Source organism: Actibacterium sp., assembly GCF_055134745.1.
In genome coordinates, this window is sequence record NZ_JBSRVX010000050.1 from 64637 (window position 1) to 90008 (window position 25372).

Genomic DNA, 25372 nt, shown 5'->3' on the forward strand with positions numbered 1-25372 from the left:
ATTAGGTATTTTATTGCCATAAGAATATATTCAGCACAGGCGGGCACGCATATGATTCACAGGATCGGGGTAATCTGCAGGCGCGACGGCGACAGCCTGAAGACCTTCACCAATCACTGGATCTCGGTGCATGGCGAATTGGCGCGCCACCTGCCCGGCCTGCGCGATTATCGCCAGAACCACATCCGCGCGCGCTTGTTCGAAGCTGCGCCCTGGCCGATGCAGCCCATCGACGGGCTGTCACAGTTGCAATTCGACGACCTTGCCGCGATGGAAGCCGCCGAGGTGTCACCCGAATATGCCGAAACCAAGTTGGATATCCCTAAATTTCAGGGCGCGATCACCGTTCTGGTCACCAGCCCACTGCCCATTCTGGCCGATGAAGCCCCGCAAGAGGCACCGCATAAAGTGCTGGTCCTGCAAAAGATCGCCCCGCACTCGGCGGCCCTGCAGGACCCGGCCACATGGCAGGCCCGGATGGCGCGCAATTTGTCGGCCATCCCCGGTCTGTGCCGCAGCACGATGAACCTGGTAGTCGACAAGGATCACCCGGTGGCGGCCGGTGTCGTGCAGGGCGACCCGGTCGTGGACGGGGTGCTGGAGCTGTGGTTCCGTGACCAGGCCACGCTGGACAGCGCGATGCGCGCCGCCCCGCAAGACGACTGGAATCTCGGTAATGCCGAGGCCCAAACCATCGCCGTCTATCAGGTGGATGAGCTGTATATCGTCAGGGAGGCAACCCCCGGACACTGATCAATTTCACTTCTCGCCCGGCTAACCCCTGGTCAAGATCATATCCGCGCCCTTTTCGCCGATCATGTAACAGGCGGCGTTGGTATTGCCGGAAATAACCGCGGGCATGACCGACCCGTCGATCACACGCAAACGATCGACGCCATGAACGCGCAGCGCACTGTCCACGACGGCAAGCGCGTCGGTGCCAATCTTGCAAGTGCCGACATGATGAAAGCCAGAATAGCTGTTCTGGCGGACATAATCCAACAATTGCTCATCTGTTTCGGCGATTTTGCCGGGGCGGACCTCGTCAACAATCTTTCCGGCCAAGGGGTGTTGCGCCGCGATCTGGCGGGTCAGACGCAGCCCGGCAAGGGTAAGCCTGACATCATAATCACTGGTCAGATAGTTGGCCCGGATAGACGGCGCGACCGTCGCATCGCGTGATGTGATCCTGATCTGCCCGCGGCTTTCGGGACGTGTCGGATAAAAGGCAATCGAAAACCCGTTGAACGGCGCCAGCGCCGGACCTTCGACAATCTGCGGCGAAAAGAAGAATTGCAGATCGGGCGCATCCAGACCCGGATCTGTCTTGATAAATCCGCCCGCCAGCGCCGGCCCGGTGGCCAGCGGCCCGCGGCGCGCCAATATGTATTGCAGCCCCGCGACCCCCTGCCGCAGCGGACTGGACATCATGTGATTGATTGTGCCAGGCACATTGGTCCTGAACCCGCAGCCGGTAATCAGGTGGTCGCTCAGATTTTCTCCGACGCCATAGCGCATCTGAGCGAAGCAAGTCCCCGGCACAATGTATGACGCGGCCGCCGCCCGATATTCCCGATATATGTCGCGGCGTATTCGATATTGGTGCCGGTCGAGTGATGCACCAGCAAGATTCATGTCAATCGCGTATTCGCTGGTATTCGGTTCTGGATATGGCTTCCGGATCACCGTTGCGGCGCATAGGCCAGCGGCATTTTCCGATAGAAAATGTCGGGATTGACATAGTTGATTCTTTTGGTCATCTTTGTGGGGTTCTCCTAGCCCCCCGAATGCGTAAATCGCCGGGCAGCCCGGGGCCACCGGATATTGGAGCCAGGCAATGCCTCACACATGCGCGCATACCCGAAATTCGAACTGCGAAAATCAGCGGATCGGGTTCGATGACTGAAGCGAAAAGAACCCAGCCCGACGACAGCAGCCCCCCCATACACAAGGCCGAAGACCTTGTTGGCATCGGGAACCAGGCGCAGATCATCCTGGGGTCGCAAACCTATACCCTGCGGATCACGCGCGCGGGCAAGCTTATCCTGACGAAATAGGAGACGCGTCATGGCGATAAGCCCCTCACTGCGCGGCGGCAGCCCGGTTGGGTATTTGTCCGATCTTCCCGCCGTGGAGGCCGGCGCGGTGCGGTATCTGCGGCTTTGGTGCGATGGGTCGGATATGCGGCCCGTTATTCCGGCTAACTGCCACGATCTGGCCGGGCAAGACGAGCCGCAGGTCATGCAGTCATTTGATCTGCTTTGCGGCCTGCTGATGCACAATGCCCGCCGCCCGCTGATGCGTCATCAACCCGGCTGCGAATGTCTTGGCGCGGATGAGGCGTGTTTCGCCAATTTCGTGGCCGCCGCGGGCGAAGGGCACCACGAAGATGCGATGTTGATCGCAACAATCCTTGTGCGCGCCGACATGGCGCAATGCCTGGTGGGCTTGGCCGAAACCTTTGCGGCCGCCCTGAAACGTCTGGACCTGCGGACGCAGTCCTGGCTGCGGCAGGCCGAACGCACGAAACTCAACTGAAAAAGGACTGAATATTCCATGAAGACTCTCACCCTGATGACCAGCGCCCTTGCGCTATCGCTTGGGTCGGCAACAATCGCTACGGCTGACACAAGCCGCCGTGCGGTGCTGGAAACCTATGCCGATATCGCCGCCGCCAAGTATTCCGACAGCCTGACCACCGCCAAGACGCTGCGTGCTGCTGTGCAAACCCTGATCGAAACACCGTCCCAAGCCGCCATTGACGCGGCGCGTGAAGCCTGGATCGCGGCCCGCGCGCCCTATCAGCAGACCGAGGTCTACAGGTTTGGCAATCCGATCGTCGATGACTGGGAAGGCAAGGTGAACGCCTGGCCGCTGGACGAAGGTTTGATCGACTATGTGGATGCCTCCTATGGCGGACCGACGGATGCGAATGCCCTTGCCTCGCTGAATGTGATCGCCAATCCCGTCATCACCATCGCGGGCACACAGATCGACGCCGGCCAGATCACCCCGGCGTTGATCGCCGATACGTTGAACGAGGCCGACGGGATCGAAACCAATGTGGCGCGCGGGTATCATGCGGTCGAGTTTCTTCTGTGGGGGCAAGACCTGAACGGCACCGGCCCGGGCGCCGGACAACGGCCCTATACCGATTTTGTTCAGGGCGAAGGCTGCACGCATGACAATTGCGACCGCCGCGCCGATTATCTGGCCGCCGCAACCGATCTTCTGATCAGTGACCTGCAAGAAATGGCTGCGCAATGGGCCGATGGCGGCGCCGCGCGTGCGGCCGTTCTTGCGGATGAAAATCAGGGGCTGGTGGCCATGCTGACCGGCATGGGAAGCCTGTCTTACGGTGAACAGGCGGGCGAACGGATGCGGCTTGGCCTGATGCTGAACGACCCCGAAGAAGAGCATGACTGCTTTTCGGATAACACCCATAACAGCCATTACTATGACGGGCTTGGCGTGCAGAATGTCTATCAGGGGCGATATGTCCGGCTGGACGGATCGGTGATCGAAGGCCCCTCGCTGTCGGACCTTCTGGCCGAAAGCAATCCGTCGCTGGATGCCGAAATGCAGTCGAGGCTTGATGTCACGATGACCGCCCTTGGCGCGATCAAGGCGGCGGCAGAGACCGGATTCGCCTATGACATGATGCTGGAACGCGGCAATGCCGAAGGCGAGGCCCTGATCATGGCCGGGGTGAAGGGCCTGATCGACCAGACCCGCACGATCGAACGGATCGTGGCCGCGCTGGATCTGGATCAGATCGTATTCGAAGGCTCTGACAGCCTGGATAATCCCGGCGCCGTGTTCCAATAAGGCCAACCTCGATGATCATCTGCCAATGCCAATATATCAGCGATACGGACGTGCATGCGGCCATCGACTGGATGCGCGCCGCTGATCCAAAGACGATCATCACGCCCGGCAAGATCTATCGGGCCCTGGGAAAGGCGGCCGATTGCGGCACTTGCATGCCGCTTTTCCTGTCAACCATGCGACAGAACGACAATCTGGAAGTCCCCATGCAACTTCGCGGCCTGCGCAAAGGCCGCGAACCAACACAGGAAAACCGACATGAAAGGCGACGCGAAAGTCATCGACTATCTCAACCGGGCAATCCGGTCTGAACTGACGGCAGTCAGCCAGTACTGGGTGCATTACCGGCTCCAGGAAGATTGGACCCTGGGACGCATGGCCCGCAAAAGCCGCGAGGAAAGCATCGAAGAAATGCGCCACGCAGACAGGCTGATTGCGCGGGTAATCTTTCTCGAAGGGCATCCGAACCTGCAGAAGCTTGACCCGCTGCGGATCGGTCAGAACCCGCGGGAAACGCTGGACAGCGACATGGCCGCCGAACAAGAGGCCTGCGCGCTGTACAAAGAGGCCCGCGAATACTGCCAGCGGGCGGGCGATTACGTGACGATGAAGCTGTTCGAGGAACTGCTGGCCGACGAGGAAGGCCATATCGATTTTCTTGAAACGCAGATCGACCTTTACGATAAACTCGGAGCCGAACGTTATGCCCTTCTCAATGCCTCGCCGATGGATGAGGCTGAATAGTCTTGCCCTGGTGGCGATCGTTATCGGCAGCGCGGCGGCGGCCCAAACTTTGGATGATATCCATCTGAACGTTGTTCCGCGCACTTCGGCCGAGCGCGCGCGGATCGCCGTAGTGACCGCGCCCCCTGAGGATTTCACCGAACCCGAAGCCTTCGAAGGATTGCCGGCGGGGGCTGCCACCGTGCGCCTGCGGACGAATGCCGATGCGTTTTCGCAACCTTCGGCCAATATCAGCTTTGAACGAGAGCTGGACTTCAAGGTCGGCAACGGTTTGTTCCGCAAGCTGTGGGTCTCGGCGCCGTCATCGACGCTGGCCTCGGATGGGTTGGGGCCGATCTATAACGCGCGCGGCTGCCAGAACTGCCATATCAAGGACGGTCGCGGGCATCCGCCGGCCGGGCCGGCTGACACGTCGGTGTCGATGTTTCTGCGCATTTCCATTCCCGCCGAACCCGATGTCGCGATGGCCGAGATCGCCGATTACCTGGCAACCGCGCCGGACCCGGTCTATGGCGGCCAGTTGCAGGATTTCGGCACGGCGGGCCAGCCGGGGGAATACCGGCTTGATGTCACCTATGAAGACGTCACGCTGGCCTTGTCGGATGATGAAACCGCCACGCTTCGCCGCCCCACCTATTCCGCCGCCGATCTGGGATATGGCCCGCTGCATCCCGACGCCATGCTCAGCCCGCGCGTCGCCCCGCAGATGATCGGTCTGGGCCTGCTAGAGGCCATTCCGGCACAGGATATTCTTGCGCTGGCCGATCCCGACGATGCTGACGGCGACGGCATTTCAGGGCGCGCCAATATCGTCTGGTCCGCCGAATACGACCGCCCGATGCTGGGCCGGTTCGGTCACAAGGCGGGAATGGCAACGATCCGCGAACAATCCGCGGCCGCCTTCGCGGGGGATATGGGAATATCAAGCCCGCTCTTTCCCGCCCCCTGGGGGGATTGCACCGCTGCCCAGAAAAAGTGCCGTGCCGCACGTCATGGTGATGACGCATCCCGCGGCGGGTTCGAGATTGACGCCGCCGGTCTTGATCTTGTGACCTTCTACAGCCGTAATCTGGCCGTTCCGGCCCGCCCAGACGCGGGCGACCCTGCAGTATTGCGGGGCAAGCATGCCTTTCACGCCGCAGGTTGCGCCGCCTGCCATACCCCCAACTTCGTCACCGCGCGGCTGGCAGATCAGCCCGAGCAAAGCTTTCAACTGATCTGGCCCTATACGGATATGCTGTTGCATGACATGGGCGAAGGGCTTGCCGACCACCGGCCAGAGGCCCGCGCCACCGGAACCGAATGGCGCACCGCGCCGCTTTGGGGGATCGGCCAAACGGAACAGGTCAGCGGCCAGGCAAGTTTTCTGCATGATGGCCGGGCGCGCAGCATACTCGAGGCAATCCTGTGGCATGGAGGCGAAGCGCAGGCCGCGCGCGACCATGTCATCCAAATGCCGGGCGCGACCCGTGCCGCCCTGTTACGTTTTCTGGAGAGCCTGTGATGCGGATAATCCTTGTTGTTGTGACCGCCCTTTGGGGCAGCATGGCCTTCGCCGATGTCAGCGGGGCGGTGTCAGGGTATATTCTGCCCAAGATGGCCGGGTTCGCCCGCGCGAGTGCTGAACTGTCGCGCGCCGCGCAGACCGATTGCCGACCCGGCAAACTGCGCACGGCCTATCAGACCGCCTTTGACACATGGACGGCTGTCGCGGATATGCGGATCGGCCCGTCAGAATCCGGCGCGCTGTCGATCGCGTTCTGGCCCGACGACCGTGGGTTTACCCCGCGCGCATTGTCAGGGCTGATTGCGGCACAAGACCCCATCGTTCACGATCCTGACGCCTATGCCCAGGTCTCTGTCGCCGCGCGCGGCTTTTTCGCGCTTGAGATGCTGCTCTATGATCCGGCCTTCGCCAGCTATGACACGGGCGATTACACCTGCGGGCTTGTCAGGGCCATTGCAGCCGATCTTGCGCAACAGGCGCAGCTGCTCGATACCGCGTGGTCAACCGATTTTGCGGCGACCCTTACCAGCGCAGGCCAGCCCGGCAACGCAACCTATCTGGACCGGGCCGAGGCGATCCGCGCCCTTTACACCCAAATCCTTGGAAGCCTGGAATTCACCGCGGACAGCCGGATTGGCCGCCCCCTTGGCAGCCTCGACCGCCCCCGTCCGAGGCTGGCAGAGGCCTGGCGCTCGGGTCGCAGCCTGCGCAATGTGGTGCTGTCGACCAAGGCCGCCCAGGCCCTTGCCCACCATCTGTCTGGCAGCGACCTGCCACAGACCGATGCGGCCCTGGCACAGGTTCTGGCGGCGGCCGATAACATCACGGACCCCGCGTTTCAGGATGTCGGCGATCCGCAGGGCCGGTTTCACGCCGAGGTGCTGCAACAGGCTGTGCGCGCGATGCGTCGCGCGATCGAAACCGAAATCGGCGCGGTCCTTGGCATTGCACCGGGTTTCAATTCACAGGACGGAGACTGAACCATGACCACGCGCCGCGCCTTTCTGACAAGCCTTCTTGCCGCCGGAACCGCACCGGCACTTGGCTGGGCCGCAGCAGGCAATCCCGCCTTTCTGGCTGCCGCGAAAGAACCCGATGGCCGCTTTGCCCTGTTCGGGCTGGGCCTGGACGGCTCGCGGATCTTTCGCGTGGCGCTGCCTGCGCGGGGCCATGCCGGTGCGGGCCACCCGCAGCGGGCCGAGGCTGTCGTATTCGCCCGGCGTCCGGGCAGTTTTGCCCTGGTCATTGACTGCGCAACCGGCAATGTCCGGCACCCGCTGACCCCGCCTGCCGGGCGGCAGTTCAATGGCCATGGCGTCTTTGACGAAACCGGCGCGCGCCTGTTCACATCCGAACAGCGTGCCGATACCAGCGAAGGTGTGATCGGCGTTTGGAAATCCTCGGCCACCGCCTATGCCCGCATCGGCGAAATGCCGACCCACGGCATCGGTCCGCATGATCTGCGCCTGATGCCCGATGGCCGCACCCTGATCGTGGCCAATGGCGGCATTGCCACCGACCCGACCGACCGGACCAAGCTGAACATCGACAGCATGCAGCCCAATCTGACCTATCTGGACATTGCCGGAACCCTGCGCGAACAGGTCTTGCTTGGCCCCGATCTGCGGCAGAATTCGATCCGCCACCTGGCCATTCGCGACGATGGTCTGGTGGCCTTTGCGATGCAATGGGAGGGCCAGCCGGGCGCGGCCACGCCGCTGCTTGGCCTGCACCGGCCCGGTGCGGCGGCGCTGCTGGCCCCTGCCCCGCTGGCGGATGAACTGGCAATGCAGGGCTATGCCGGCAGCATCGCCTTCAGCGGCGACGGCACCGAGGTCGCGATCACCTCGCCGCGCGGCGGCAGGGTCCACAGGTTTTCCGGTGACGGTGAATTTCTAGGCGCGGTGTCGCGCAGCGACGTGTGTGGCCTTGCCCCGCATCGACAGGGGTTTCTGGCCAGTGACGGGCTGGGCGGGCTGATCGCCATATGCGCCGATCGCCAAAACCCGCTGGCCCGCTGGGGCTGTGCATGGGACAATCATGTCGTCACCTTGGCGGCCTGATCCGCCGCGTCTGATCCGGACCGGCACAACGCCCGGTGATCGTCCGCTTCTGCGATGGGGCGCTTTGGTGCCCAGGTATTGCTGACGCCCCCTTGCGGATCGCCCGTTTCGGTATTAGCCTGCATGGACTTACTCGTTGGGGTGCCCCGGAACGCCGGGGCTGAGAGGCGCGAGCCAACCCATCGAACCTGATCCGGTTAAGACCGGCGGAGGGAACGGGTAGCTTGTGCAGGCGCGGCAGCATTCTGCCAACCAAAAGCCCCCCTCCCATCCGTCGGTCGATATGGGGGCGACGTGACAGCAATTGCATTGACCATTGCAGGCTCTGACAGCGGGGGTGGCGCCGGGATTCAGGCGGATCTCAAGACATTCTCGGCGCTTGGGGTCTATGGCGCCAGCGTCCTGACTGCCGTGACAGCCCAGAACACCCGTGCCGTGACGGCGGTTGAGACGCTTTCGCCCGCCATCGTGCGGGCACAGATCGAAACGGTCTTTGACGATCTGGCCGTGCGGGCCGTCAAGATCGGCATGCTGGGCGATCCGGCAGTGATCCGCGTGGTGGCCGACGGGTTGCGCGGGCGGGGCCTGCCGGTGGTGCTGGACCCTGTCATGGTGGCAAAATCCGGCGACCGGCTTCTTGCGGCCGAGGCCATCGCGGCGCTGCGGTCGGAACTGCTGCCGCTGGCCACGGTGCTGACCCCGAACCTGCCCGAGGCGGGCGAGCTGCTGGCCACAGGCCCGGCCGGTGATCCTGCCGGGCGCACCGTGCAAGGCCGGGCGCTGCTGGCGCTTGGGCCCGAATGGGTGCTTATGAAGGGGGGCCATGCCGAAGGCCAAGTCTGCACCGATCTGCTGCTGGGGCCGAAGGATCACAGCCTTACGGCCCCGCGGATCGTCACCCGCAATACGCATGGCACGGGCTGCACGCTGTCGGCCGCCATCGCGGCGGGTCTGGCGCAGGGCATGGATGTGCCCCAGGCCGTGACCCGTGCGCATGGTTATCTGCAAGGGGCCATCGCCGCCGCCGACACGCTGCATATCGGGTCGGGCCACGGGCCGGTGCATCACTTTCATGCGCTTTGGGCGGCAAAATCATGAACATGGTTCAAATCCTTGGCGCGGGCGTGATGGGGCTGGTCATCGCCACGGAACTGAGCGCGCGCGGGCACGCGGTCGAACTGGTCGATCCCGAACCCGCCCCCGGCCCCCATGCCTGTTCGTGGTGGGCAGGCGGCATGCTGGCCCCCTATTGTGAAGGCGAATCCGCTGAAGAACCGGTTGAACGCCACGGGCAGGCCGCCATCGACTGGTGGGATCGCCATACCGGCACAGCCAGCCGTAACGGCACCCTTGTTCTGACGCAATCGCGGGATCGGGGCGAACTGGCCCGCTTTGCCCGCCGCAGCCGGGGACACCAGATGGTTGATGCCACTGGCATCGCGGCGCTGGAACCGGACCTGGCTGGCCGCTTCACCAGCGGGCTTTTCTATGCTGACGAGGCGCATATAGCACCGCGCCAGGCCCTGAACGAATTGCGCCGCCGGTTGCTGGCAAAGGGGGTGGTCTTTCATGCCGCGCCCCCTGCAACCGCCCTCGATCTGGTGATTGATGCACGCGGCCTGGCCGCCCGTGATCAGCTGGCCGATCTGCGCGGCGTGCGCGGCGAAATGCTGGTGCTGCGCTGTCCCGATATCACCCTGTCGCGGCCGGTGCGCCTGCTGCATCCGCGCATTCCGCTTTACATCGTGCCGCGCGGCGACGGGGTTTTCATGCTGGGGGCCACCATGATCGAAAGCGACCGGCGCGGGGTTGTCACCGCGCGCGCGGTTCTGGAACTGTTATCGGCCGCCTATGCCCTGCACCCCGCCTTTGCCGAGGCCGAGATACTGGAAACCGGCGCGGATGCCCGGCCGGCCTTTCCCGACAATCTGCCCAGATTGCGGCGGCGTGGTTCCACGCTTTATGCCAACGGGCTTTATCGTCACGGCTTTCTTTTGGCGCCCGCGGTTGCCACCATGGCCGCCGATCATCTGGAAACAGGCGCCACCCCCGAATTCATGGACGAGGTTCAGATATGAACATCACGCTTAATGGTCAGCCGCAAAACACCGATGCCGCCACCCTTTCCGATCTGCTGGTGGAATGCGGTTTCGGGCCAAAGGTCGCCACCGCGCGCAACGGCGATTTCGTGCCCGCCGGTCTTCGCGCGGCAACGCAGATACTGGATGGCGACCGGATCGAGGTCGTCGCCCCCATGCAGGGGGGCTGAGACATGCCGGTTTTTTATGGAGCCCGGGTCGACAGCGCGCTGATGCTGGGAACCGCGCAATATCCGTCACCCGCCATTCTGGCCGATGCGTTTCGCGCGTCCGGTGCCGGCATCGCCACGGTGTCGCTTCGGCGTGAACAGGGCGGCGGGCAGGCATTCTGGGATATTGTTGGCGGGCTTGGCATCCGCATCCTGCCCAATACGGCGGGCTGCCATACGGTGAAAGAGGCCGTCACCACCGCCCATATGGCGCGCGAGCTGTTCGACACGCGCTGGATCAAGCTTGAGGTGATCGGCGACACCGACACGCTGCAACCCGATGTCTTCGCCTTGGTCGAGGCCGCGCGGATCCTGACCGATGACGGGTTTGAGGTCTTTCCCTATTGCACCGAGGATCTGACCGTTTGCGGGCGATTGCTGGATGCGGGCTGTCAGGTGCTGATGCCATGGGGCGCACCGATCGGATCGGGGCTGGGGATCAACAACGCCTATGGCCTGCGGTCCCTGCGCGCGCATTTTGCCGATGTGCCCCTTGTGGTTGATGCCGGGATCGGCCGCCCGTCGCATGCCGCGCAGGCGATGGAAATGGGATATGACGCAGTGCTGTTGAACACGGCGGTGGCCAAGGCGGGCGATCCCGTTGCCATGGCCCGTGCGATGGCGCTGGCCGTCCAGGCCGGGCGCGCGGCCTTTCTGGCCGATCCGATAGATCCGCGTGACATGGCCGCCCCTTCGACCCCTGTTATCGGAAAGGCGTTTCTGGAATGACGTTGCCGCGCTTCTATCCGATTTTCGACAATGCCGACTGGCTGGACCGGATGCTGCCGCTTGGGGTGAAACTGGTGCAGCTTCGGATCAAGGACAGCACAGCCCCCCGGATCCGCGCCGAGATCCACCGCGCCCGCGATCTGTGCCGCGCGGCGGGGGCGGTTCTGGTCGTGAATGATCACTGGCGCATCGCCATCGACGAAGGCTGCGAATGGATTCACCTGGGGCAAGAAGATCTGGACACCGCCGATCTGCCCGCGATCCGCACCGCGGGGCTGAAGATCGGTATCTCGACCCATGACGCGGCCGAACTGGCGCGGGCAATGGCATTGCGCCCCGATTATGTCGCGCTGGGGCCGGTCTGGCCGACGATCCTGAAGAAAATGAAATGGCACCAGCAGGGGGTTGAAAAGCTGACCGACTGGAAAGCCCTGATCGGCGATACGCCCCTGATCGCCATCGGCGGTCTGACCCCTGCGCGCGCGGCGCCAGCCTTTGCCGCCAGGGCGGATGTGGTTTCGGTCGTAACCGACATCACCCTGAACCCTGACCCCGAGGCGCGCGTGCGCGACTGGCTGCGGGTGACGGCATGATCCGCTATGACCGCCAGACCATCCTGCCCCAGATCGGCGCCGACGGGCAGGCGCGGATCGGGACGGCGCATGTGCTGGTCGTGGGCGCGGGCGGGCTGGGCGTGCCGGTGGTGCAATATCTGGCCGGTGCTGGTGTGGGGCGGATGACGCTGATCGACCCCGACCGGGCCGAAGAAACGAACCTGCACCGCCAGCCGATCTATGGGCCCGCCCTTGGCCAGCCCAAGGCCGTGGCCGCCGCCGCCTTTGCGCATGGGCTGAACCCGCAGGTGCAGGTTTTCCCGCAGGTTGCCTGGCTTACGCCCGAAAACGCGCCCGCGCTGGTGGAAGGGGCCGATCTGGTGCTGGACTGCGCCGACAGTTTCGCTGTCAGCTATACCCTCTCCGATATTTGTCTGGCCCGGCGAAAGCCGTTCATTTCGGCCTCGGTTCTTGGTCTGTCGGGCTATGTCGGCGGGTTTTGCGGCGGTGCGCCATCGTTGCGGGCGGTCTTTCCCGACCTGCCCGACACGCTGGCCACCTGCGCCACGGCCGGGGTGCTGGGGCCGGTTGTGGGCATGTTCGGGCTTTTACAGGCGCAGATGGCGTTGGCGGTGCTGATCGGGCTGGAACCGTCGCCGCTGGGCCAGCTTGTGCAATATGACATGTCAGGGTTTCGGATGGCTTCGATCCGCTTTGACACCGCCCCAGAGCCGGACCAGCCCCCGCACCGTTTCATTGCAAAGGCAGACCTGCGCGCAAGCGATTTCGTGGTCGATTTGCGCGATACGCAAGAGGCCCCCGAACCCGCCGCCCCCCATGCCAAACGCCTTGCCGAAGATGTCTTCGGCCCGTCCGGCCCCTGCCCCGCACCGGGCCAGCGGGCCGTTTTCGCCTGCCGCTCTGGGCTGCGTGCCTGGCGCGCGGCTGATCGCCTGCGCCCCCATTGGGGGGGCGAGATCGTCCTTTTAGCCGACACACCCCCTGTTCAAGGAGACAAGACCACATGAAACACACCCGCTTTGTGGCCGCGCTTGCGGTCGGGATGGCCCTTGCCTTGCCCGCCATGGCGCAGGACAAGCTGACCCTGATCCTGGACTGGTATGTGAACCCCGATCACGCGCCGATCATTCTGGCGCAGGAAAAGGGGTTCTTCACAGAACAGGGGCTTGACGTCGAAGTGGTCGCCCCCGCCGATCCGACCGAACCCCCAAAACTGGTGGCCGCGGGCCGTGCCGATCTGGCTGTCAGCTATCAGCCGCAACTGCATCTTCAGGTGCATGAGGGCCTGCCATTGATGCGTGTGGGCACGCTGATCGCCACACCGCTCAACTGTCTGATGGTCGATGCCGATGGCCCGGTCCAAAGTCTTGTCGATCTGAAGGGCCGCAAGGTGGGCTATTCCGTTTCCGGCATCGAAGAGGCGATGATGGCGGCCATGCTGGCCAAGGCGGGGCTGTCCATTGATGATGTCGAAATGATCAACGTGAACTGGTCGCTTACGCCGTCTTTGCTGACGGGTCAGGTGGATGCGGTGATCGGGGCCTTTCGCAACTTTGAGCTGACACAGATGCGGCTGGCCGGGGCCAATGGCCGGTGTTTCTATCCCGAGGAGGAAGGCCTGCCCAGCTATGACGAACTGATCTTCGTGGCCAATTCCGACACGCTGGACCGCGACAAGATCGCCCGCTTTCTGGCCGCGATCGAACGCGCCACGGAATACATGCTCAACCATCCCGACGCGGCCTTTGCCACATTCGCGGCCTCTGGCCCGGATCTGTCGGATGAGCTGAACAGCCGTGCATGGATCGACACCCTGCCGCGTTTTGCCCACAGCCCGGCCGCGCTGGACCATGGCCGTTATGCCCGGTTTGAAACCTTCCTGTTCAAGGCCGGTCTGACAGAAGGTATCCTGCCGGTGTCAGATCTGGCGATTGATCCAGGGGCGGTGGAATGAGCACGACCGCCCACCACCCTGGGCCGCGGCGAAAGGCATGACACTGCCGGTGATCCTGTCCGGGCAGGTGCGGTTCGGCGGGCGGGTTCTGGTTCCTCCGATCCGGCTGGCGCTGGAACCAGGCCGGTGGACATCCATCTTGGGGCCATCCGGCGTGGGCAAGACCACCCTTTTGCGCCTGATCGCGGATCTGCCGATCGGCGGCACGTTCGAAGGCCGGCTCGAGAACCCCCTGCCTGTCGCGCTGATGGCGCAGGATCCGGGGCTTTTGCCTTGGCTGACGGTTCGGCAGAACGCGGCACTGGGGGCGCGGCTGCGCGGCCAGACGGCCGACCCCCTGCGCCTGGACAGTATTCTGGAACGGGTGGGCCTGTCTAATCATGCCGGGAAGTACCCGCCCGCACTGTCAGGCGGGCAACGGCAACGGGTGGCCCTGGCCCGAACCTTGATGGAGGATCGCCCGCTTGTGCTGCTGGACGAGCCATTCTCGGCGCTGGATGTGCGTATGCGGCTGGCGATGCAGGATCTGACGGCCGGCCTTTTGGGGGGGCGCACGGTGTTGATGGTCACCCATGACCCTGCAGAAGCTGCACGCCTGTCGCACCGTATCCACCTGCTGTCAGAAGATGGGCTGGTCGAAGAACGCGCCCCCGACACGCCGACGCCACGATTGCCCTCGGACCCTGCGGTGCTGGGTTGTCAGGGCGCGCTTTTGACCCGGCTGCTGTCCCGGGTGGCACAATGACCCTGCGGCGAACCTGCACCGTGCTGGCCATAGTCGCGGGCGGCCTGCTGCTGTGGCAGGGGCTGATCCTGGTAACCGGATTGCCGCCCTTCCTGTTGCCCGGCCCCCGGGCCGTCGCCGAGGCCCTGCTGACCCATAACGCGATCCTTGCACGGGCCACACTGCGCACCCTGACCGAGATTCTGGCCGGGTTCGCCCTTGGCGCCGGGGTCGGCGCGACCCTGGCGGTGATGATGGCCGCCCGCCCTAGGCTGGCCGCTGCGTTGCGCCCGGTTTTGTTGTTTTCGCAGGTGATCCCGATTTTCGCGCTGGCGCCGATCCTGACGCTGTGGCTGGGCTATGGCATTGCGCCCAAGATCGTGGTCGCCGCCCTGATCGGATTTTTCCCCGTCGCCTCGGCTTTTCTTGACGGGTTGGAGCGCACATCGCTCGCCTGTCTGGATCTGGCCCGAACGATGGGCGCCAACCGCTGGCGTGAAATGTGGCACATCCGCATTCCGATGGCGTTGCCGATGCTGGGAAGCGGGATGAAACTGGCCGCCGTCTATACGCCTGTGGGCGCCGTGATCGGCGAATGGGTTGGCGGATCCGAAGGCCTTGGGGCGGTGATGATCCATGCCAATGGCCGCATGCGAATTGATCTGACCTTTGCCGCGCTGACGCTGATCACGCTGCTTGCCACAGGCTTTCATGCCGTGATCAGCATGTTTGTCCGAAGATGCTTTGCCCGGTTTTCCTGACAAGGATACCGACGCCGACACGTGCCGACAGCCGCTGTTCGGGCCGATGGACCAGCACATGATCGCGACTTTTCGATGACCTGCCCCCCGTGCGCCCAAGCTGGACCCCGAAGGCGGATTTGCGGGGCGGACAAAGCCATGAAGAAACCTGCATTGACGATCGGCGAGCTGGAATTGATCACGATGCTGCAAGATCCGAAGGCTGTGGTGATAGACAGCCGCACCCGTGACTGGTTCGAAGGCGGCACGATCCCCGGCGCGATCAACCCCAAGGACTCTCGTTATGAACGAGGGACGACCGGGGGGCAGGTCACTGGGACTGCACGGCAGCAAAACCTGTCGCGCTGTTTTGCAATGGCGTCTGGTGCGGCCAGTCGCCCCCGATCCACACCATGATCAATGCCGGATATTCGTCAGAACGTATCTATTAATACCGGGGCGCATGCAGGTCTGGCGCCTTCTGGGCCTGACGGTAAGTGGTAGAAAATGACGCCCAGAGACGGTAATAGCCTTCAGATCAACAAGGCCGATTGAATATTGCCGATATGCCCGCACCGGCATTTTCGTAGCCTATCGCGGCCGGCCCGCGGGTTGGCCAAGTCGAGTTTGGAAGAAAGCGATGCGAACCTTGTCATCCGGTGCGCCGAAAACCAACACGGCGGGAATCGTGTTGATGTGCGCGGGTGTTGCCTGTCTGAGCATCAATGACGCCATCGCCAAAACGCTAAGCGAAGGCTATTCGCCCTTTCAGATCCTGTTCCTGCGCAATCTGATCGCGCTGCCGTTCACGGTTCTCATCGCGCTGCGGATGGGTGGGACGGCGGCATTGCGGTCGTATCGGCCCGTTGCACATCTATTGCGGGGGCTGTTGTGGGTTTGCGCGACCGCCCTGTTTTTCACAAGCATCATGCGCCTGCGACTGGCAGAAGCGACAGCGTTGATATTCGTCGCGCCGTTTTTCATCACGGTCCTGTCGGCCGTCTTTCTGGGCGAACATGTAGGCTGGCGGCGATGGGCGGCCGTCTTTGGCGGTTTTATTGGGGTCTTGATCGCGATCAGGCCCGGCGCGGCGACCTTTGAGCTTGTTTCCCTGCTGCCCGTCGCAACGGCGTTTATTTATGCGCTGCTGATGCTTGGCGCCCGTTGGGTGGACCCGCGCGAGAGTGTATGGACGCTGCTTCTTTATCTGACGGCCGCCGCCGCATTGCTGAGCGCATTCATCGTGCCATTCGTCTGGGTGCCTGTTCAGGCCGATGACCTTTGGCTTTTCGCGGGCATCGCCATATTCGGCACTGCGGGCATGACGATGATGACACAGGCCTTCCGGCTGGCCGCTGCCGTTGTCGTGGCGCCACTGGATTATACTGGCCTGCTATGGGCGACCACGCTGGGCTGGCTGATCTGGAACGAACTTCCCGACACAATGACCTTCGTTGGCGCGGCCATCATCATTGCCAGCGGCATCGTCACGATCTTTCGGGAAAAGGCCGGGAATCCCTGATCACAGGGCCGCAAGCCCGCCGCCCCACCCGTCATCCTTGCGCGCTGCGCCGTCTTCAGGGCGTGGCCTTCAACCTTGCGGCGATATACCTGCGGATCGGGCGTTCGAAACGGTGAAAAACCCAGGCAGAGGCGATCAGAGAAACCCACACCGTGAACAGGCGGGCGCCTTCGGCAAGAAGTGGATGCGTCAGCCAGCCACGGGCCAGAAAGCCAAGGAAATTCACTACCAGCGCATGTGTCAGATAGGCCGAAAACGATATGTCCCCCAGCCGGCTCCACCAGCCGGGCCGGGTAAAGGCCTGGCCACGACGTTCAAGCGTCATCGCCAGAACCAGCACGCCCATGAACCCCGAAGCGGTCAAGGGGATGAAGGCCGCGCCGAAATCCATCCCCCAAAGCGATCTTGCCAAGGGGATCGCGACCGCAAGGCCGGCCAGCGGGATTGTCAGCATCGAAGGCGGGTCATGGCGCAGCCACTCGCGCGCGATCAATCCGACCGCGAAATAGACATAATAGCCCTGGGTAACATCCAGACCGAACCCTTTGGTTATCCACAACAGCAATGAAATCGCGATGAAGATCAACGTTGCGGCCCGCCGCGCCAGCGTGAAGAACAACACGCCGAACACCAGATAAAAGACGATCTCGAATTCCAGGCTCCAGCCCAGAAACAGATAGGGCCATTCGTCCTGGGGAACGATCAACAAGCTTTTGAGAAGATAGAGCGGCCCCGGCGCATATGGCGCGCCGCTATCGGTCGTCATGCTGGTATAGATCGGGCCCCCCACCGCCAGCGACACGCCTAGCGCCGCAAGCGTGGCCAGCACATTGAGCGGCAGCACCCGCAGGTAGCGGCGCAACAGAAACATGCGCAGCGATGGCGCCTCTGCGATGCGGTCGGCGATGATGAAGCCGCTGAGCACGAAAAACAGCCGCACGGCGAGCCAGCCCAGATCATCCAGGACGGGTAGGTTGATATAAACCGGGACCGGCCAGATGACGCTTGCATGGAACCAGATGACGACAAAGACCGCCACCCCGCGCAGCGCCTGAACCGAAAGATAGGGTTGCGGCTGCGCCATAATCATGGATCAGCACCGGCCGGTCAGGACACTGTCGAGGGTTGCAGGCGGGGCCGCGCCCAGAAAAAGCGCAGCAGGTCCACCGCGACATATCCCGCACCCAGCCCCATCATCAGATAGAACACAACCGCCAGCCACAGCCCCCAGAGCAGCGAAAATGCGGCCAGCGCAAAACCGGCCAGCGACAGCAGAAGTGTTCCGGTCACATAGAACGGCAACCGTCTGGACCGGCGAATGGCGGCATGGCCTGTCGAAAGCGCCGTGGTGCCGCTTTTGGGCGTGACTTCCCAGACGGGTTTGGACCAGAAGCCCTCGAACATGGCCTGGGTAAGCGGCCAGAGCATGCCCATGCTCAGGATCAGGTAATTCAGCGGCAGCGGGCGCAGCAAGGGGTGCATTTGCATGGGCGCGCGCGCGCGGGGATCTTCAGACAGTGTCCGCGTCTCCATATGGCGCGTCACAAGCGATAGAACCAGCCCGCTGCCATACAGGACGACGGCCACCGGATACAGCCCGTGGCTCTTGGCGATCGCAAAGAACGGCAGCACTGCAAGCGTCATGACCAGCCCGAAGAACGGGCCCCAGGTCAGGTGTATCCGCATGAGCAGGTCCAGCTTTTGGCGCAGCGGAAAGTCGGCGCGCAGGATCATTCCCGTATAATGCAGCGTCACGCGGCTCCAGCCGCGCTTCCAGCGCATCTGCTGACGGATGAAGCCATTCGTCGTTTCTGGCAATTCCGATTTCAGGCGAAGGTGATCCAGATAGACGACGCGCCAGTTCTTGGTCATCGCGCGGATGGTCAGTTCCACGTCTTCCACTTCGCTGATGCAATCCCAACCCCCGGCATCGGCCAGCGCGGTGGCACGCCAGACACCAGCCGTGCCGTGGAAGATCACAGGCAGCCCGCTGCGCGCCCGCGCGGTCTGTTCGAACATCTGGTGACTGTCCAGCTTGTTGGCCTGCAGCCGCGTGAAGATAGAACTGCTGTCGTTCAGATAATCCCAGCGCGCCTGCACGATACCGATGCCGGGATCAGTGAAGAAGTGGATTGTCTGACGCAGGAAATCAGAGGGAATTTCGAAATCGGCATCAAAGATCGCCAGAAACTCGGCGGTGGTCCGTTCGGTGCCGTATTTCAATGCCCCGGCCTTGAACCCGCTTCGATCGCCCCGCTTGAGATATTGAAAGACTATGCCCGGATAGGCTGCGCGCAGCTTTTCGATTTCAGCAACCGCGATCTGCGATGTCACGCCGTCATCGGAATCGTCCAGATACTGGATTTCAAGCCTGTCATGCGGATAGTCCAGCTGGGCCGCAAGCCGAAGGCACTGTGCGGCAAGACGCCCCTCGTTATAGACCGGCAACTGGATAACCACGCGCGGCAACTCGGCATCGGAAAACCTGCTGACCGGCAATGGATCGGGTCCGCGGGTGCGGCGATAGCGCCGCACGAGAATGACGTTATAGACCGACATCACCAGCAGAAAAACCACCATGAATGTCACGATGGCAAGAAAACCATACTCCAGCACCGGCACAATCTTGTTCTCCAATTGCTGTAAACCCTGATGATTCACGATCACGGTGATCTTCGCTGAATTTCCGCATCAGGTTGCACCGATCTGGCGGTATGCCCGGAAATTCAGCGGCGAGACTCCTATTGTGATATTATTGCTGCACCCTGTGTCGCAATTGCCGCAAAATTCATCTGATTGCCCGCCAGAAGGACAAAAGCACCAAGCCGGTTATCCAGCTCAGATCGTCGCCCCGCTGGCCGAGAGAAGGTGGATTGGCGGGTGTCAATCCAGACGGATCGGCCTCGGCACGGAGCAGGTCCGCGTGGTCCGACGCCGAACCTTCTACCACCCGAAGGCAGAATTTTCCGGCGTCGATCAAGATGACAGGCTGGTGGTGTCCCCCGATTTCGTCAGCGTGATCGGGACCTTGGTGCCGATCACGCCGTGCGGCCGTTCCGCGTCGCAGCATCTGCACCAAGCCCCGACTTTTCGGCCGCATTCGCAAGTCAAATCGCGCAAGGGGACTCATCGCATGATGAACGGCCGTGTTTCATCTGCAATTTCAAGTCGCAGAGGGGCCGAACATCTCATATATCACGGTTATCGCGCGACAATTTCAACGCCATAAAACAGATTTCAATCAATGCGTTAAATCGTGGCGGAAGCGGTGGGATTCGAACCCACGGTACGGTTTCCCGCACGCTGGTTTTCAAGACCAGTTCCTTAAACCACTCGGACACGCTTCCCTGCCGCAGCCTTCAGTTTGCAGGCCACCTTGCACACGGCGGTTTGCCTTAGCGTGGCAATTGCGATTCTGAAAGCCCGTTTCCAAGCCGATTTTTGCCGCCCCGCCGCGCCGCAGCCTTTCCATGAAGGGTCATGCCCGCTATTGTATGCGCGGGCGAGACCAAAAATGGCGTATATCGGGCAATAATGGCGAAAACCGCCGCGCAGGGGGCATGAAATGTCGAACAAGATTATCGGGCAAGGTGCATTTTTTCTATGTGCCGCGCTGGCACTGGCTGGCTGCGAAGATGGTCAGACGTTTTCGTTCTTGAAGCCTTCGGAAGGCTCGGTTGCCGTCGAGGGCGACCGTCCGGTCGGAAAAATGATCGAACGCGACATTGAATCGCCCGATGTGTTCCAGGCATCCGAGCCGGGGCTATGGGACGGGCGGCCGTCGCTGGGCGGGGTTTGGGTGGCCTATCCCGGCATCGCAGAGCCCGAACGCGTGATGATCCGCAACCAGACCAATGGCAAATCGGTTATCGGCGCCCTGTTCAACCGCGAGCGTGAAAACCCCGGCCCCAAGCTGACCGTATCATCCGATGCGGCCGCGGCTTTGGGCCTGCTGGCCGGTGCACCGACCGCGCTGCAGGTCGTGGCGCTGCGCAAGGAACTGGTTCCGGTCAATCCGCCAGCACCGGTCAAGGCTGAAGAAACGCCCCAAGCCGCGCCTGCACCCGCCAACGGCGCCATCACGACGCAGCCCATTGCGCCGATTGCCGCAGCCGCGATCGACAAGGCGGAAGCAAAAACAAAGGCCGGCGCAACCACCACGGGCACCACCCCGCCGCCCGCCGCCCCCGCACGCGATGCGGCCAAGACCGCCCCTGCCACAGCGGCAAAACCGGCCAATCCGGCTGGACCAGCCCTTGCCAAACCCTATATCCAGATCGGTATCTTCAATATCGAAGCCAATGCAAACCGCACTGCGGACACCTTGCGCCAGAACGGCATCCTGCCGACGGTCCTGAAACAGGAAAGCAGCGGCAAGACCTTCTGGCGCGTCATCATCGGCCCGCTGTCGACAGAGGCGGCGCGGCAGGATTTGCTGAAACAAGCCAAGGGGCTGGGATATTCCGACGCGTATTTCGTTTCCAACTAGACCACCCCAACATACGGACGGACCCATGCGATATATCAAAACACTTGTTCTGGCGCTGGCGGGCACCGTGCTGCTGACATCCGCCGCGCAGGCGTTCGACACCCGCGCCACCGCCGCCTATGTGCTGGACCAGACAACTGGAACGGTCTTGCTGTCGAAAAATGCCGATACACCGCTGCCGCCGGCATCCATGTCAAAACTCATGACACTGAATATGCTGTTCGAGGCACTGCGTGACGGGCGCGTGACGCTGGATACAGAATTCAGCGTCTCGACCCGTGCCAAGAACATGGGCGGATCGACTATGTTCCTGAACGAAACCGACCGTCCCACGGTACGCGACCTGATTCAGGGCATCGTCGTCTTGTCGGGGAACGATGCCTGTGTCGTCGTGGCCGAAGGGCTGGCCGGCACCGAAGATGCCTTTGCCCGGTCGATGAACGAACGCGCCAAGGCGCTTGGCATGACGGGGTCGACCTTTGCCAATGCCTCTGGCTGGCCGAACCCGGCCCACCGCATGTCGATGAAGGATCTGGCGATACTCGCTGACCGGCTGATCAGCGAATTTCCGGAATATTACGGCTATTTCGGCGAGGCCGAATACGATTATGACGGCCGCGCCCCGCAAAACCGGTTTAACCGCAATCCACTGCTCAAGATGGGTGTCGGGGCAGATGGTCTGAAAACCGGCCATACCGCAGAGGCAGGGTATGGCCTGGTCGGGTCGGCGGTGCAGGGCGCACGCCGGGTGATCGTGGTGATATCCGGCCTTAATTCCGAAGCCGAGCGCGCGCAGGAAGGCGAACAGCTGATCAACTGGGCCTTCCGGCAATTTGTCCAGAAAACCGTCGTGACCAAAGGCACCCGCCTGACCGAGGCCGATATATGGCTGGGCGCAGAGCGCCGTGTCGGGCTGGTGGCGGAGCAGGATCTGTCGGTCGTGGTTCCCGCGACGATTCAGGATCAGGTGCAGGCAGAAATCGTATATGAAACCCCGCTGAGCGCCCCCATCGCCGAAGGCCAGCAGATCGGCACACTGGTGGTAAAACTGCCCGACATGCAGGATGTCAGCGTGCCGTTGGTGGCTGAACGCGCCGTGGCCAAGGGCGGGTTCCTGCCCCGCATCCGCACCGCCGCCGAGGTATTGCTGCGCCGCTTGCAGGCGCAGGCCGGATAGATATGGCGGCCCGGGGCATATTCATCACCTTTGAAGGCATCGACGGGTCCGGGAAATCGACGCAGGCGCGCATGCTGGCCGATCTGCTGCGCCAGGCCGGACATGATGTGATGCTGACGCGCGAACCGGGTGGATCGCCGGGTGCCGAAGACATCCGCCGCCTGGTGCTGGAGGGTGACCCGGACCGCTGGTCGGCGGAAACAGAAATTCTGCTGTTCACCGCCGCCCGGCGCGATCATCTGGAAAAGACCATTGAACCCGCCCTTGCGGCCGGCAAGGTCGTGATCAGCGACAGGTTCGTCGATTCCACCCGGCTGTATCAGGGGATCACCCGCGGCGATCTGCGCGGGGTGGTCGATCAGTTGCACATGATGATGATCGGCCGCGAAGCCGATCTGACCTTTGTCATCGACATGGACCCGGGCACCGGACTGGCGCGCGCGCGCAGCCGACAGGGCGGCGAAGAACGGTTCGAGGATTTCGGCGAAGGCTTGCAGGCCCAGTTGCGCGACGGATTTCTGGAACTGGCCGCAGAATTTCCCGCCCGCTGCAAGGTGATCGACGGTGATCGCGACCCGCAGGTCGTGGCGGCCGAAATTGCCGGTATCGTTCGGGCGCACCTGGGATGACCGACCCAGCCGATCTGCCTGAACCCGACCGCGTCGAGGGTGCGCCACATCCGCGTGAAACGACACGGCTTCTGGGCCAGCAGGCGGCCGAACAGGCGTTTCTGAGCGCGTTCAATTCGGGGCGAATGCATCACGGCTGGCTGATCACCGGGCCGCGTGGCGTGGGCAAGGCCACGCTGGCCTGGCGCATCACCCGCTTCCTGCTGACACAGCCACAGGATGACGGCGGCATGTTCGGCGCGCCCCCGCCGCCCCAAACACTGGATGCACCCGCCGATCATCCGGTGTTGCGCCGGATGCGGGCGCTGTCCGAACCCCGCCTGTTCCTGTTGCGCCGGGGTTGGAACGAAAAGACCGCCAAGCTGCAATCGGTGATTTCGGTCGATGAGGCGCGCAAGTTGAAAGGGTTCTTTGGCCTGTCCGCAACCGATGGCGGGCGGCGGGTGGTGATTGTCGATTGCGCCGATGAGATGAATACCAGCGCCGCCAATGCACTGCTGAAGGTTCTGGAGGAGCCGCCCGCGGACGCAACCTTGCTGCTGGTCGCGCATCGGCCTGCCGCGCTGCTGCCCACCATCCGGTCGCGCTGCCGCGAGCTGCGCTGCGCAGCCCTTCCGCCCGATCTGATGGCACAGGCCCTGATACAGGCAGGTGCCGATGTTCCGGATCCTGATGCGCTGGCGGCACTGTCGGGCGGTTCTGTGGGCGAGGCGATCCGGCTGACCAATCTGGACGGGCTGGCCATTTACGTCGCCATTGTCGATCTGTTCGCCACCCTGCCCCGGCTGGATCGCGGCCGTGCGCTGGCCCTTGCCAATTCCGCCGCCGGCGCCACGAATGCCGACAGGTTCGATGTGATGCTCCGCCTGTTCGATCTGTTCCTGTCGCGTTTGGCGCGCACAGGGGTGGCAGGTGCGCCAACCCCGCAAGGGGCGCCGGGCGAAGCCGATCTGTTGACCCGGCTGTGCCCCGACACCTATGCCGCGCGCCGCTGGGCCGAACTGGCCGAAACGCTGGGCGCGCGCGCACGTCACGGGCGGGCGGTGAACCTTGACCCCGCCGCGCTGATCCTTGATATGATTTTCCGCATAGACGAATGCGCGGCCTCACTGGCCGCCAGACGGGCCCCGGCATGACACAACTCGCGCAGATCACCGACAGCCATTGCCATCTGGATTTCCCCGATTTCGAAGGCGAAATCCCGCAGGTCGTCGCGCGTGCGCAGGCCGCCGGGGTGACACGCATGGTCACGATCTGCACAAGGTTGCGGCACGAACCGCGCGTGCGCGCCATTGCCGAGGTCCACGCCCCCGTCTTTTACGCCGCCGGCACCCACCCGATGAGCGCGGCCGAAGAACCGCTGGCCACGCTGGATGAACTGACCGCCCTGGCCCGGCATCCCAAATTCGTGGCTTACGGCGAAACCGGGCTGGATTATCATTACACCGCCGACACCGCCGCCATTCAGGCCGAAAGCCTGCGCATCCATATCGCGGCGGCGCGCGAAACCGGCCTGCCGATAATCATCCATTCACGTGACGCCGATAACGACATGGCCCGCATCCTGGCCGAAGAACACCGCGCGGGTGCCTTCGGCTGCGTGATGCATTGTTTTTCCTCCAGCGCCGCTCTGGCGCAGGCGGCGCTTGATCTGGGGTTCTATCTGTCGATGTCGGGCATCGCCGCTTTCCCGAAATCGGGCGATCTGCGCGATATTTTCGCCGCCGCCCCGGTGGACCGCATTCTGGTCGAAACCGATGCGCCCTATCTGGCGCCGCCGCCCCATCGCGGCAAACGCAATGAACCTGCCTTTACCGCCCATACCGCGCGCGTGGGGGCCGAGGTCTTCGGCATGGAATACGCTGATTTCGCAGCACAGACACAGGCCAATTTCGACCGGCTGTTCACACGGGCCGCGGCCTGGGCAAAGGCGGCATGATGGCACGAATGCATTTCACCATTCTGGGCTGTGGGTCATCGAGCGGCGTGCCACGCTTGGGCGGCAACTGGGGTGACTGTGACCCGGACGAGCCGCGCAATACGCGCCTGCGCTGTTCGCTGATGGTGGAACGCGAAGACGAAGACGGCGTGACCCGCGTTCTGATCGACACCACACCCGATATGCGCCAGCAATTGCTGAACGCGGGCGTCGGCGAACTGGATGCCGTCATCTATACCCATGCGCATGCCGACCATGTGCACGGGTTGGATGACCTTCGCCAGATCGTGTTCAACACCGGGCGGCGCCTGGCTGTCTGGGCCGATGGCCCCACGCAGGATGCGCTGTTTTCGCGCTTTGGCTATGCCTTTGTGCAACCGGCGGATTCGCCTTACCCCCCCATCCTGGACATGCACACCATCCGCGGTGATGTCACGATTCAGG

30 protein-coding genes, 1 tRNA gene and 1 riboswitch are annotated in these 25372 nt (G+C 63.0%); of the genes, 27 read left to right on the top strand and 4 right to left on the bottom strand.

Annotated elements, in window-relative coordinates; translation table 11 throughout:
• Window positions 1-51 precede the first annotated feature (51 nt).
• Window positions 52-753: an EthD family reductase gene (locus ACTCHC_RS10630; RefSeq protein ID WP_463022469.1), complete on the top strand. Its 702-nt coding sequence runs from the start codon at window positions 52-54 to the stop codon at window positions 751-753.
• Between the two features lie 21 nt (window positions 754-774).
• On the opposite strand, the gene ACTCHC_RS10635 is transcribed toward ACTCHC_RS10630, so the two are convergent.
• Window positions 775-1518 (bottom strand): GMC family oxidoreductase, encoded by a 744-nt coding sequence (locus tag ACTCHC_RS10635; RefSeq protein WP_463022470.1) that lies wholly within the window; start codon window positions 1516-1518, stop codon window positions 775-777.
• Between the two features lie 380 nt (window positions 1519-1898).
• Between ACTCHC_RS10635 and hemP the strand changes: the two genes are divergently transcribed.
• From hemP to ACTCHC_RS10730, 19 genes are all read left to right on the top strand, one after another.
• Window positions 1899-2057 carry a hemin uptake protein HemP gene (gene hemP, locus ACTCHC_RS10640; protein ID WP_463022471.1) on the top strand — a complete coding sequence of 53 codons (159 nt, stop codon included), beginning with the start codon at window positions 1899-1901 and terminating at the stop codon, window positions 2055-2057.
• A 10-nt stretch (window positions 2058-2067) separates the two neighbouring features.
• Window positions 2068-2538 (top strand): hypothetical protein, encoded by a 471-nt coding sequence (locus tag ACTCHC_RS10645; protein ID WP_463022472.1) that lies wholly within the window; start codon window positions 2068-2070, stop codon window positions 2536-2538.
• 18 nt (window positions 2539-2556) lie between these two features.
• Window positions 2557-3828: an imelysin family protein gene (locus ACTCHC_RS10650; protein ID WP_463022473.1), complete on the top strand. Its 1272-nt coding sequence runs from the start codon at window positions 2557-2559 to the stop codon at window positions 3826-3828.
• 11 nt (window positions 3829-3839) lie between these two features.
• Entirely contained in the window at window positions 3840-4139 is a 300-nt protein-coding gene (locus ACTCHC_RS10655; protein WP_463022474.1) for a (2Fe-2S)-binding protein, read from the top strand.
• Window positions 4087-4572 (top strand): bacterioferritin, encoded by a 486-nt coding sequence (bfr, locus tag ACTCHC_RS10660; protein WP_463022475.1) that lies wholly within the window; start codon window positions 4087-4089, stop codon window positions 4570-4572. The genes ACTCHC_RS10655 and bfr overlap by 53 nt, the downstream gene beginning before the upstream one ends.
• Complete coding sequence (locus ACTCHC_RS10665; RefSeq protein WP_463022476.1) at window positions 4559-6076, top strand: di-heme oxidoreductase family protein; 1518 nt, start codon at window positions 4559-4561, stop codon at window positions 6074-6076. The genes bfr and ACTCHC_RS10665 overlap by 14 nt, the downstream gene beginning before the upstream one ends.
• Window positions 6076-7059 (top strand): imelysin family protein, encoded by a 984-nt coding sequence (locus tag ACTCHC_RS10670; RefSeq protein ID WP_463022477.1) that lies wholly within the window; start codon window positions 6076-6078, stop codon window positions 7057-7059. The genes ACTCHC_RS10665 and ACTCHC_RS10670 overlap by 1 nt, the downstream gene beginning before the upstream one ends.
• Before the next feature lie 3 nt (window positions 7060-7062).
• Window positions 7063-8142 (top strand): DUF1513 domain-containing protein, encoded by a 1080-nt coding sequence (locus tag ACTCHC_RS10675; protein ID WP_463022478.1) that lies wholly within the window; start codon window positions 7063-7065, stop codon window positions 8140-8142.
• Window positions 8143-8269: 127 nt separating this feature from the next.
• Window positions 8270-8374, top strand: a riboswitch (TPP riboswitch).
• 62 nt (window positions 8375-8436) lie between these two features.
• A complete protein-coding gene (gene thiD, locus ACTCHC_RS10680; RefSeq protein WP_463022479.1) occupies window positions 8437-9240 on the top strand; it encodes a bifunctional hydroxymethylpyrimidine kinase/phosphomethylpyrimidine kinase in 804 nt (267 codons plus the stop codon).
• Window positions 9237-10220, top strand: a complete 984-nt coding sequence (locus ACTCHC_RS10685) for an FAD-dependent oxidoreductase (protein WP_463022480.1) — start codon at window positions 9237-9239, stop codon at window positions 10218-10220. Before thiD ends, ACTCHC_RS10685 begins: the two co-directional genes overlap by 4 nt.
• Entirely contained in the window at window positions 10217-10411 is a 195-nt protein-coding gene (gene thiS, locus ACTCHC_RS10690; protein ID WP_463022481.1) for a sulfur carrier protein ThiS, read from the top strand. The genes ACTCHC_RS10685 and thiS overlap by 4 nt, the downstream gene beginning before the upstream one ends.
• A gap of 3 nt (window positions 10412-10414) precedes the next feature.
• On the top strand, window positions 10415-11179 hold the full coding sequence (locus tag ACTCHC_RS10695; protein ID WP_463022482.1) for a thiazole synthase: 765 nt from the start codon (window positions 10415-10417) through the stop codon (window positions 11177-11179).
• On the top strand, window positions 11176-11772 hold the full coding sequence (locus ACTCHC_RS10700) for a thiamine phosphate synthase (RefSeq protein WP_463022483.1): 597 nt from the start codon (window positions 11176-11178) through the stop codon (window positions 11770-11772). Before ACTCHC_RS10695 ends, ACTCHC_RS10700 begins: the two co-directional genes overlap by 4 nt.
• Window positions 11769-12761, top strand: a complete 993-nt coding sequence (locus ACTCHC_RS10705; RefSeq protein ID WP_463022484.1) for a HesA/MoeB/ThiF family protein — start codon at window positions 11769-11771, stop codon at window positions 12759-12761. Before ACTCHC_RS10700 ends, ACTCHC_RS10705 begins: the two co-directional genes overlap by 4 nt.
• Complete coding sequence (locus ACTCHC_RS10710) at window positions 12758-13708, top strand: ABC transporter substrate-binding protein (protein ID WP_463022485.1); 951 nt, start codon at window positions 12758-12760, stop codon at window positions 13706-13708. Before ACTCHC_RS10705 ends, ACTCHC_RS10710 begins: the two co-directional genes overlap by 4 nt.
• Before the next feature lie 37 nt (window positions 13709-13745).
• The gene (locus ACTCHC_RS10715) at window positions 13746-14453 is read left to right on the top strand and encodes an ABC transporter ATP-binding protein (RefSeq protein ID WP_463022486.1); all 708 of its coding nucleotides are present in this window, start codon (window positions 13746-13748) and stop codon (window positions 14451-14453) included.
• Complete coding sequence (locus ACTCHC_RS10720) at window positions 14450-15193, top strand: ABC transporter permease (RefSeq protein ID WP_463022487.1); 744 nt, start codon at window positions 14450-14452, stop codon at window positions 15191-15193. Before ACTCHC_RS10715 ends, ACTCHC_RS10720 begins: the two co-directional genes overlap by 4 nt.
• A gap of 138 nt (window positions 15194-15331) precedes the next feature.
• The gene (locus ACTCHC_RS10725; RefSeq protein ID WP_463022488.1) at window positions 15332-15589 is read left to right on the top strand and encodes a rhodanese-like domain-containing protein; all 258 of its coding nucleotides are present in this window, start codon (window positions 15332-15334) and stop codon (window positions 15587-15589) included.
• A gap of 223 nt (window positions 15590-15812) precedes the next feature.
• Window positions 15813-16694, top strand: coding sequence for a DMT family transporter (locus tag ACTCHC_RS10730; protein ID WP_463022489.1), 882 nt, complete (start codon window positions 15813-15815; stop codon window positions 16692-16694).
• A gap of 55 nt (window positions 16695-16749) precedes the next feature.
• Here ACTCHC_RS10730 and ACTCHC_RS10735 read toward each other — a convergent pair whose 3' ends face one another.
• Window positions 16750-17784 carry an acyltransferase family protein gene (locus ACTCHC_RS10735; RefSeq protein ID WP_463022490.1) on the bottom strand — a complete coding sequence of 345 codons (1035 nt, stop codon included), beginning with the start codon at window positions 17782-17784 and terminating at the stop codon, window positions 16750-16752.
• Between the two features lie 17 nt (window positions 17785-17801).
• Window positions 17802-19331, bottom strand: coding sequence for a glycosyltransferase (locus ACTCHC_RS10740; RefSeq protein WP_463022491.1), 1530 nt, complete (start codon window positions 19329-19331; stop codon window positions 17802-17804).
• A gap of 31 nt (window positions 19332-19362) precedes the next feature.
• Between ACTCHC_RS10740 and ACTCHC_RS10745 the strand changes: the two genes are divergently transcribed.
• Complete coding sequence (locus ACTCHC_RS10745) at window positions 19363-19923, top strand: hypothetical protein (RefSeq protein ID WP_463022492.1); 561 nt, start codon at window positions 19363-19365, stop codon at window positions 19921-19923.
• A gap of 28 nt (window positions 19924-19951) precedes the next feature.
• Here ACTCHC_RS10745 and ACTCHC_RS10750 read toward each other — a convergent pair.
• A tRNA-Ser gene (locus ACTCHC_RS10750) sits at window positions 19952-20041 on the bottom strand.
• Between the two features lie 218 nt (window positions 20042-20259).
• Between ACTCHC_RS10750 and ACTCHC_RS10755 the strand changes: the two genes are divergently transcribed.
• From ACTCHC_RS10755 to ACTCHC_RS10780, 6 genes are all read left to right on the top strand, one after another.
• Window positions 20260-21183, top strand: a complete 924-nt coding sequence (locus ACTCHC_RS10755; protein WP_463022493.1) for an SPOR domain-containing protein — start codon at window positions 20260-20262, stop codon at window positions 21181-21183.
• A 25-nt stretch (window positions 21184-21208) separates the two neighbouring features.
• A complete protein-coding gene (locus ACTCHC_RS10760) occupies window positions 21209-22360 on the top strand; it encodes a D-alanyl-D-alanine carboxypeptidase family protein (RefSeq protein WP_463022494.1) in 1152 nt (383 codons plus the stop codon).
• A 2-nt stretch (window positions 22361-22362) separates the two neighbouring features.
• Entirely contained in the window at window positions 22363-22989 is a 627-nt protein-coding gene (gene tmk / locus ACTCHC_RS10765) for a dTMP kinase (protein WP_463022495.1), read from the top strand.
• Window positions 22986-24125, top strand: a complete 1140-nt coding sequence (locus tag ACTCHC_RS10770) for a DNA polymerase III subunit delta' (RefSeq protein ID WP_463022496.1) — start codon at window positions 22986-22988, stop codon at window positions 24123-24125. The genes tmk and ACTCHC_RS10770 overlap by 4 nt, the downstream gene beginning before the upstream one ends.
• Window positions 24122-24928: a TatD family hydrolase gene (locus ACTCHC_RS10775; RefSeq protein WP_463022497.1), complete on the top strand. Its 807-nt coding sequence runs from the start codon at window positions 24122-24124 to the stop codon at window positions 24926-24928. Before ACTCHC_RS10770 ends, ACTCHC_RS10775 begins: the two co-directional genes overlap by 4 nt.
• Window positions 24928-25372: MBL fold metallo-hydrolase (locus ACTCHC_RS10780; protein WP_463022498.1), on the top strand; the 445-nt coding region annotated here is incomplete at its 3' end. The genes ACTCHC_RS10775 and ACTCHC_RS10780, both read left to right, overlap by 1 nt.

Excerpts from the sequence above, each read along its gene's own strand:
- ACTCHC_RS10630 (WP_463022469.1), top strand. The coding sequence starts at position 52 with ATGATTCACAGGATCGGGGTAATCTGCAGGCGCGACGGCGACAGCCTG.
- ACTCHC_RS10635 (WP_463022470.1), bottom strand. The coding sequence starts at position 1,518 with ATGCGCTATGGCGTCGGAGAAAATCTGAGCGACCACCTGATTACCGGC.
- hemP (WP_463022471.1), top strand. The coding sequence starts at position 1,899 with ATGACTGAAGCGAAAAGAACCCAGCCCGACGACAGCAGCCCCCCCATA.
- ACTCHC_RS10645 (WP_463022472.1), top strand. The coding sequence starts at position 2,068 with ATGGCGATAAGCCCCTCACTGCGCGGCGGCAGCCCGGTTGGGTATTTG.
- ACTCHC_RS10650 (WP_463022473.1), top strand. The coding sequence starts at position 2,557 with ATGAAGACTCTCACCCTGATGACCAGCGCCCTTGCGCTATCGCTTGGG.
- ACTCHC_RS10655 (WP_463022474.1), top strand. The coding sequence starts at position 3,840 with ATGATCATCTGCCAATGCCAATATATCAGCGATACGGACGTGCATGCG.
- bfr (WP_463022475.1), top strand. The coding sequence starts at position 4,087 with ATGAAAGGCGACGCGAAAGTCATCGACTATCTCAACCGGGCAATCCGG.
- ACTCHC_RS10665 (WP_463022476.1), top strand. The coding sequence starts at position 4,559 with ATGAGGCTGAATAGTCTTGCCCTGGTGGCGATCGTTATCGGCAGCGCG.
- ACTCHC_RS10670 (WP_463022477.1), top strand. The coding sequence starts at position 6,076 with ATGCGGATAATCCTTGTTGTTGTGACCGCCCTTTGGGGCAGCATGGCC.
- ACTCHC_RS10675 (WP_463022478.1), top strand. The coding sequence starts at position 7,063 with ATGACCACGCGCCGCGCCTTTCTGACAAGCCTTCTTGCCGCCGGAACC.
- ACTCHC_RS10685 (WP_463022480.1), top strand. The coding sequence starts at position 9,237 with ATGAACATGGTTCAAATCCTTGGCGCGGGCGTGATGGGGCTGGTCATC.
- thiS (WP_463022481.1), top strand. The coding sequence starts at position 10,217 with ATGAACATCACGCTTAATGGTCAGCCGCAAAACACCGATGCCGCCACC.
- ACTCHC_RS10695 (WP_463022482.1), top strand. The coding sequence starts at position 10,415 with ATGCCGGTTTTTTATGGAGCCCGGGTCGACAGCGCGCTGATGCTGGGA.
- ACTCHC_RS10700 (WP_463022483.1), top strand. The coding sequence starts at position 11,176 with ATGACGTTGCCGCGCTTCTATCCGATTTTCGACAATGCCGACTGGCTG.
- ACTCHC_RS10705 (WP_463022484.1), top strand. The coding sequence starts at position 11,769 with ATGATCCGCTATGACCGCCAGACCATCCTGCCCCAGATCGGCGCCGAC.
- ACTCHC_RS10710 (WP_463022485.1), top strand. The coding sequence starts at position 12,758 with ATGAAACACACCCGCTTTGTGGCCGCGCTTGCGGTCGGGATGGCCCTT.
- ACTCHC_RS10715 (WP_463022486.1), top strand. The coding sequence starts at position 13,746 with ATGACACTGCCGGTGATCCTGTCCGGGCAGGTGCGGTTCGGCGGGCGG.
- ACTCHC_RS10720 (WP_463022487.1), top strand. The coding sequence starts at position 14,450 with ATGACCCTGCGGCGAACCTGCACCGTGCTGGCCATAGTCGCGGGCGGC.
- ACTCHC_RS10725 (WP_463022488.1), top strand. The coding sequence starts at position 15,332 with ATGAAGAAACCTGCATTGACGATCGGCGAGCTGGAATTGATCACGATG.
- ACTCHC_RS10730 (WP_463022489.1), top strand. The coding sequence starts at position 15,813 with ATGCGAACCTTGTCATCCGGTGCGCCGAAAACCAACACGGCGGGAATC.
- ACTCHC_RS10735 (WP_463022490.1), bottom strand. The coding sequence starts at position 17,784 with ATGATTATGGCGCAGCCGCAACCCTATCTTTCGGTTCAGGCGCTGCGC.
- ACTCHC_RS10755 (WP_463022493.1), top strand. The coding sequence starts at position 20,260 with ATGTCGAACAAGATTATCGGGCAAGGTGCATTTTTTCTATGTGCCGCG.
- ACTCHC_RS10760 (WP_463022494.1), top strand. The coding sequence starts at position 21,209 with ATGCGATATATCAAAACACTTGTTCTGGCGCTGGCGGGCACCGTGCTG.
- tmk (WP_463022495.1), top strand. The coding sequence starts at position 22,363 with ATGGCGGCCCGGGGCATATTCATCACCTTTGAAGGCATCGACGGGTCC.
- ACTCHC_RS10770 (WP_463022496.1), top strand. The coding sequence starts at position 22,986 with ATGACCGACCCAGCCGATCTGCCTGAACCCGACCGCGTCGAGGGTGCG.
- ACTCHC_RS10775 (WP_463022497.1), top strand. The coding sequence starts at position 24,122 with ATGACACAACTCGCGCAGATCACCGACAGCCATTGCCATCTGGATTTC.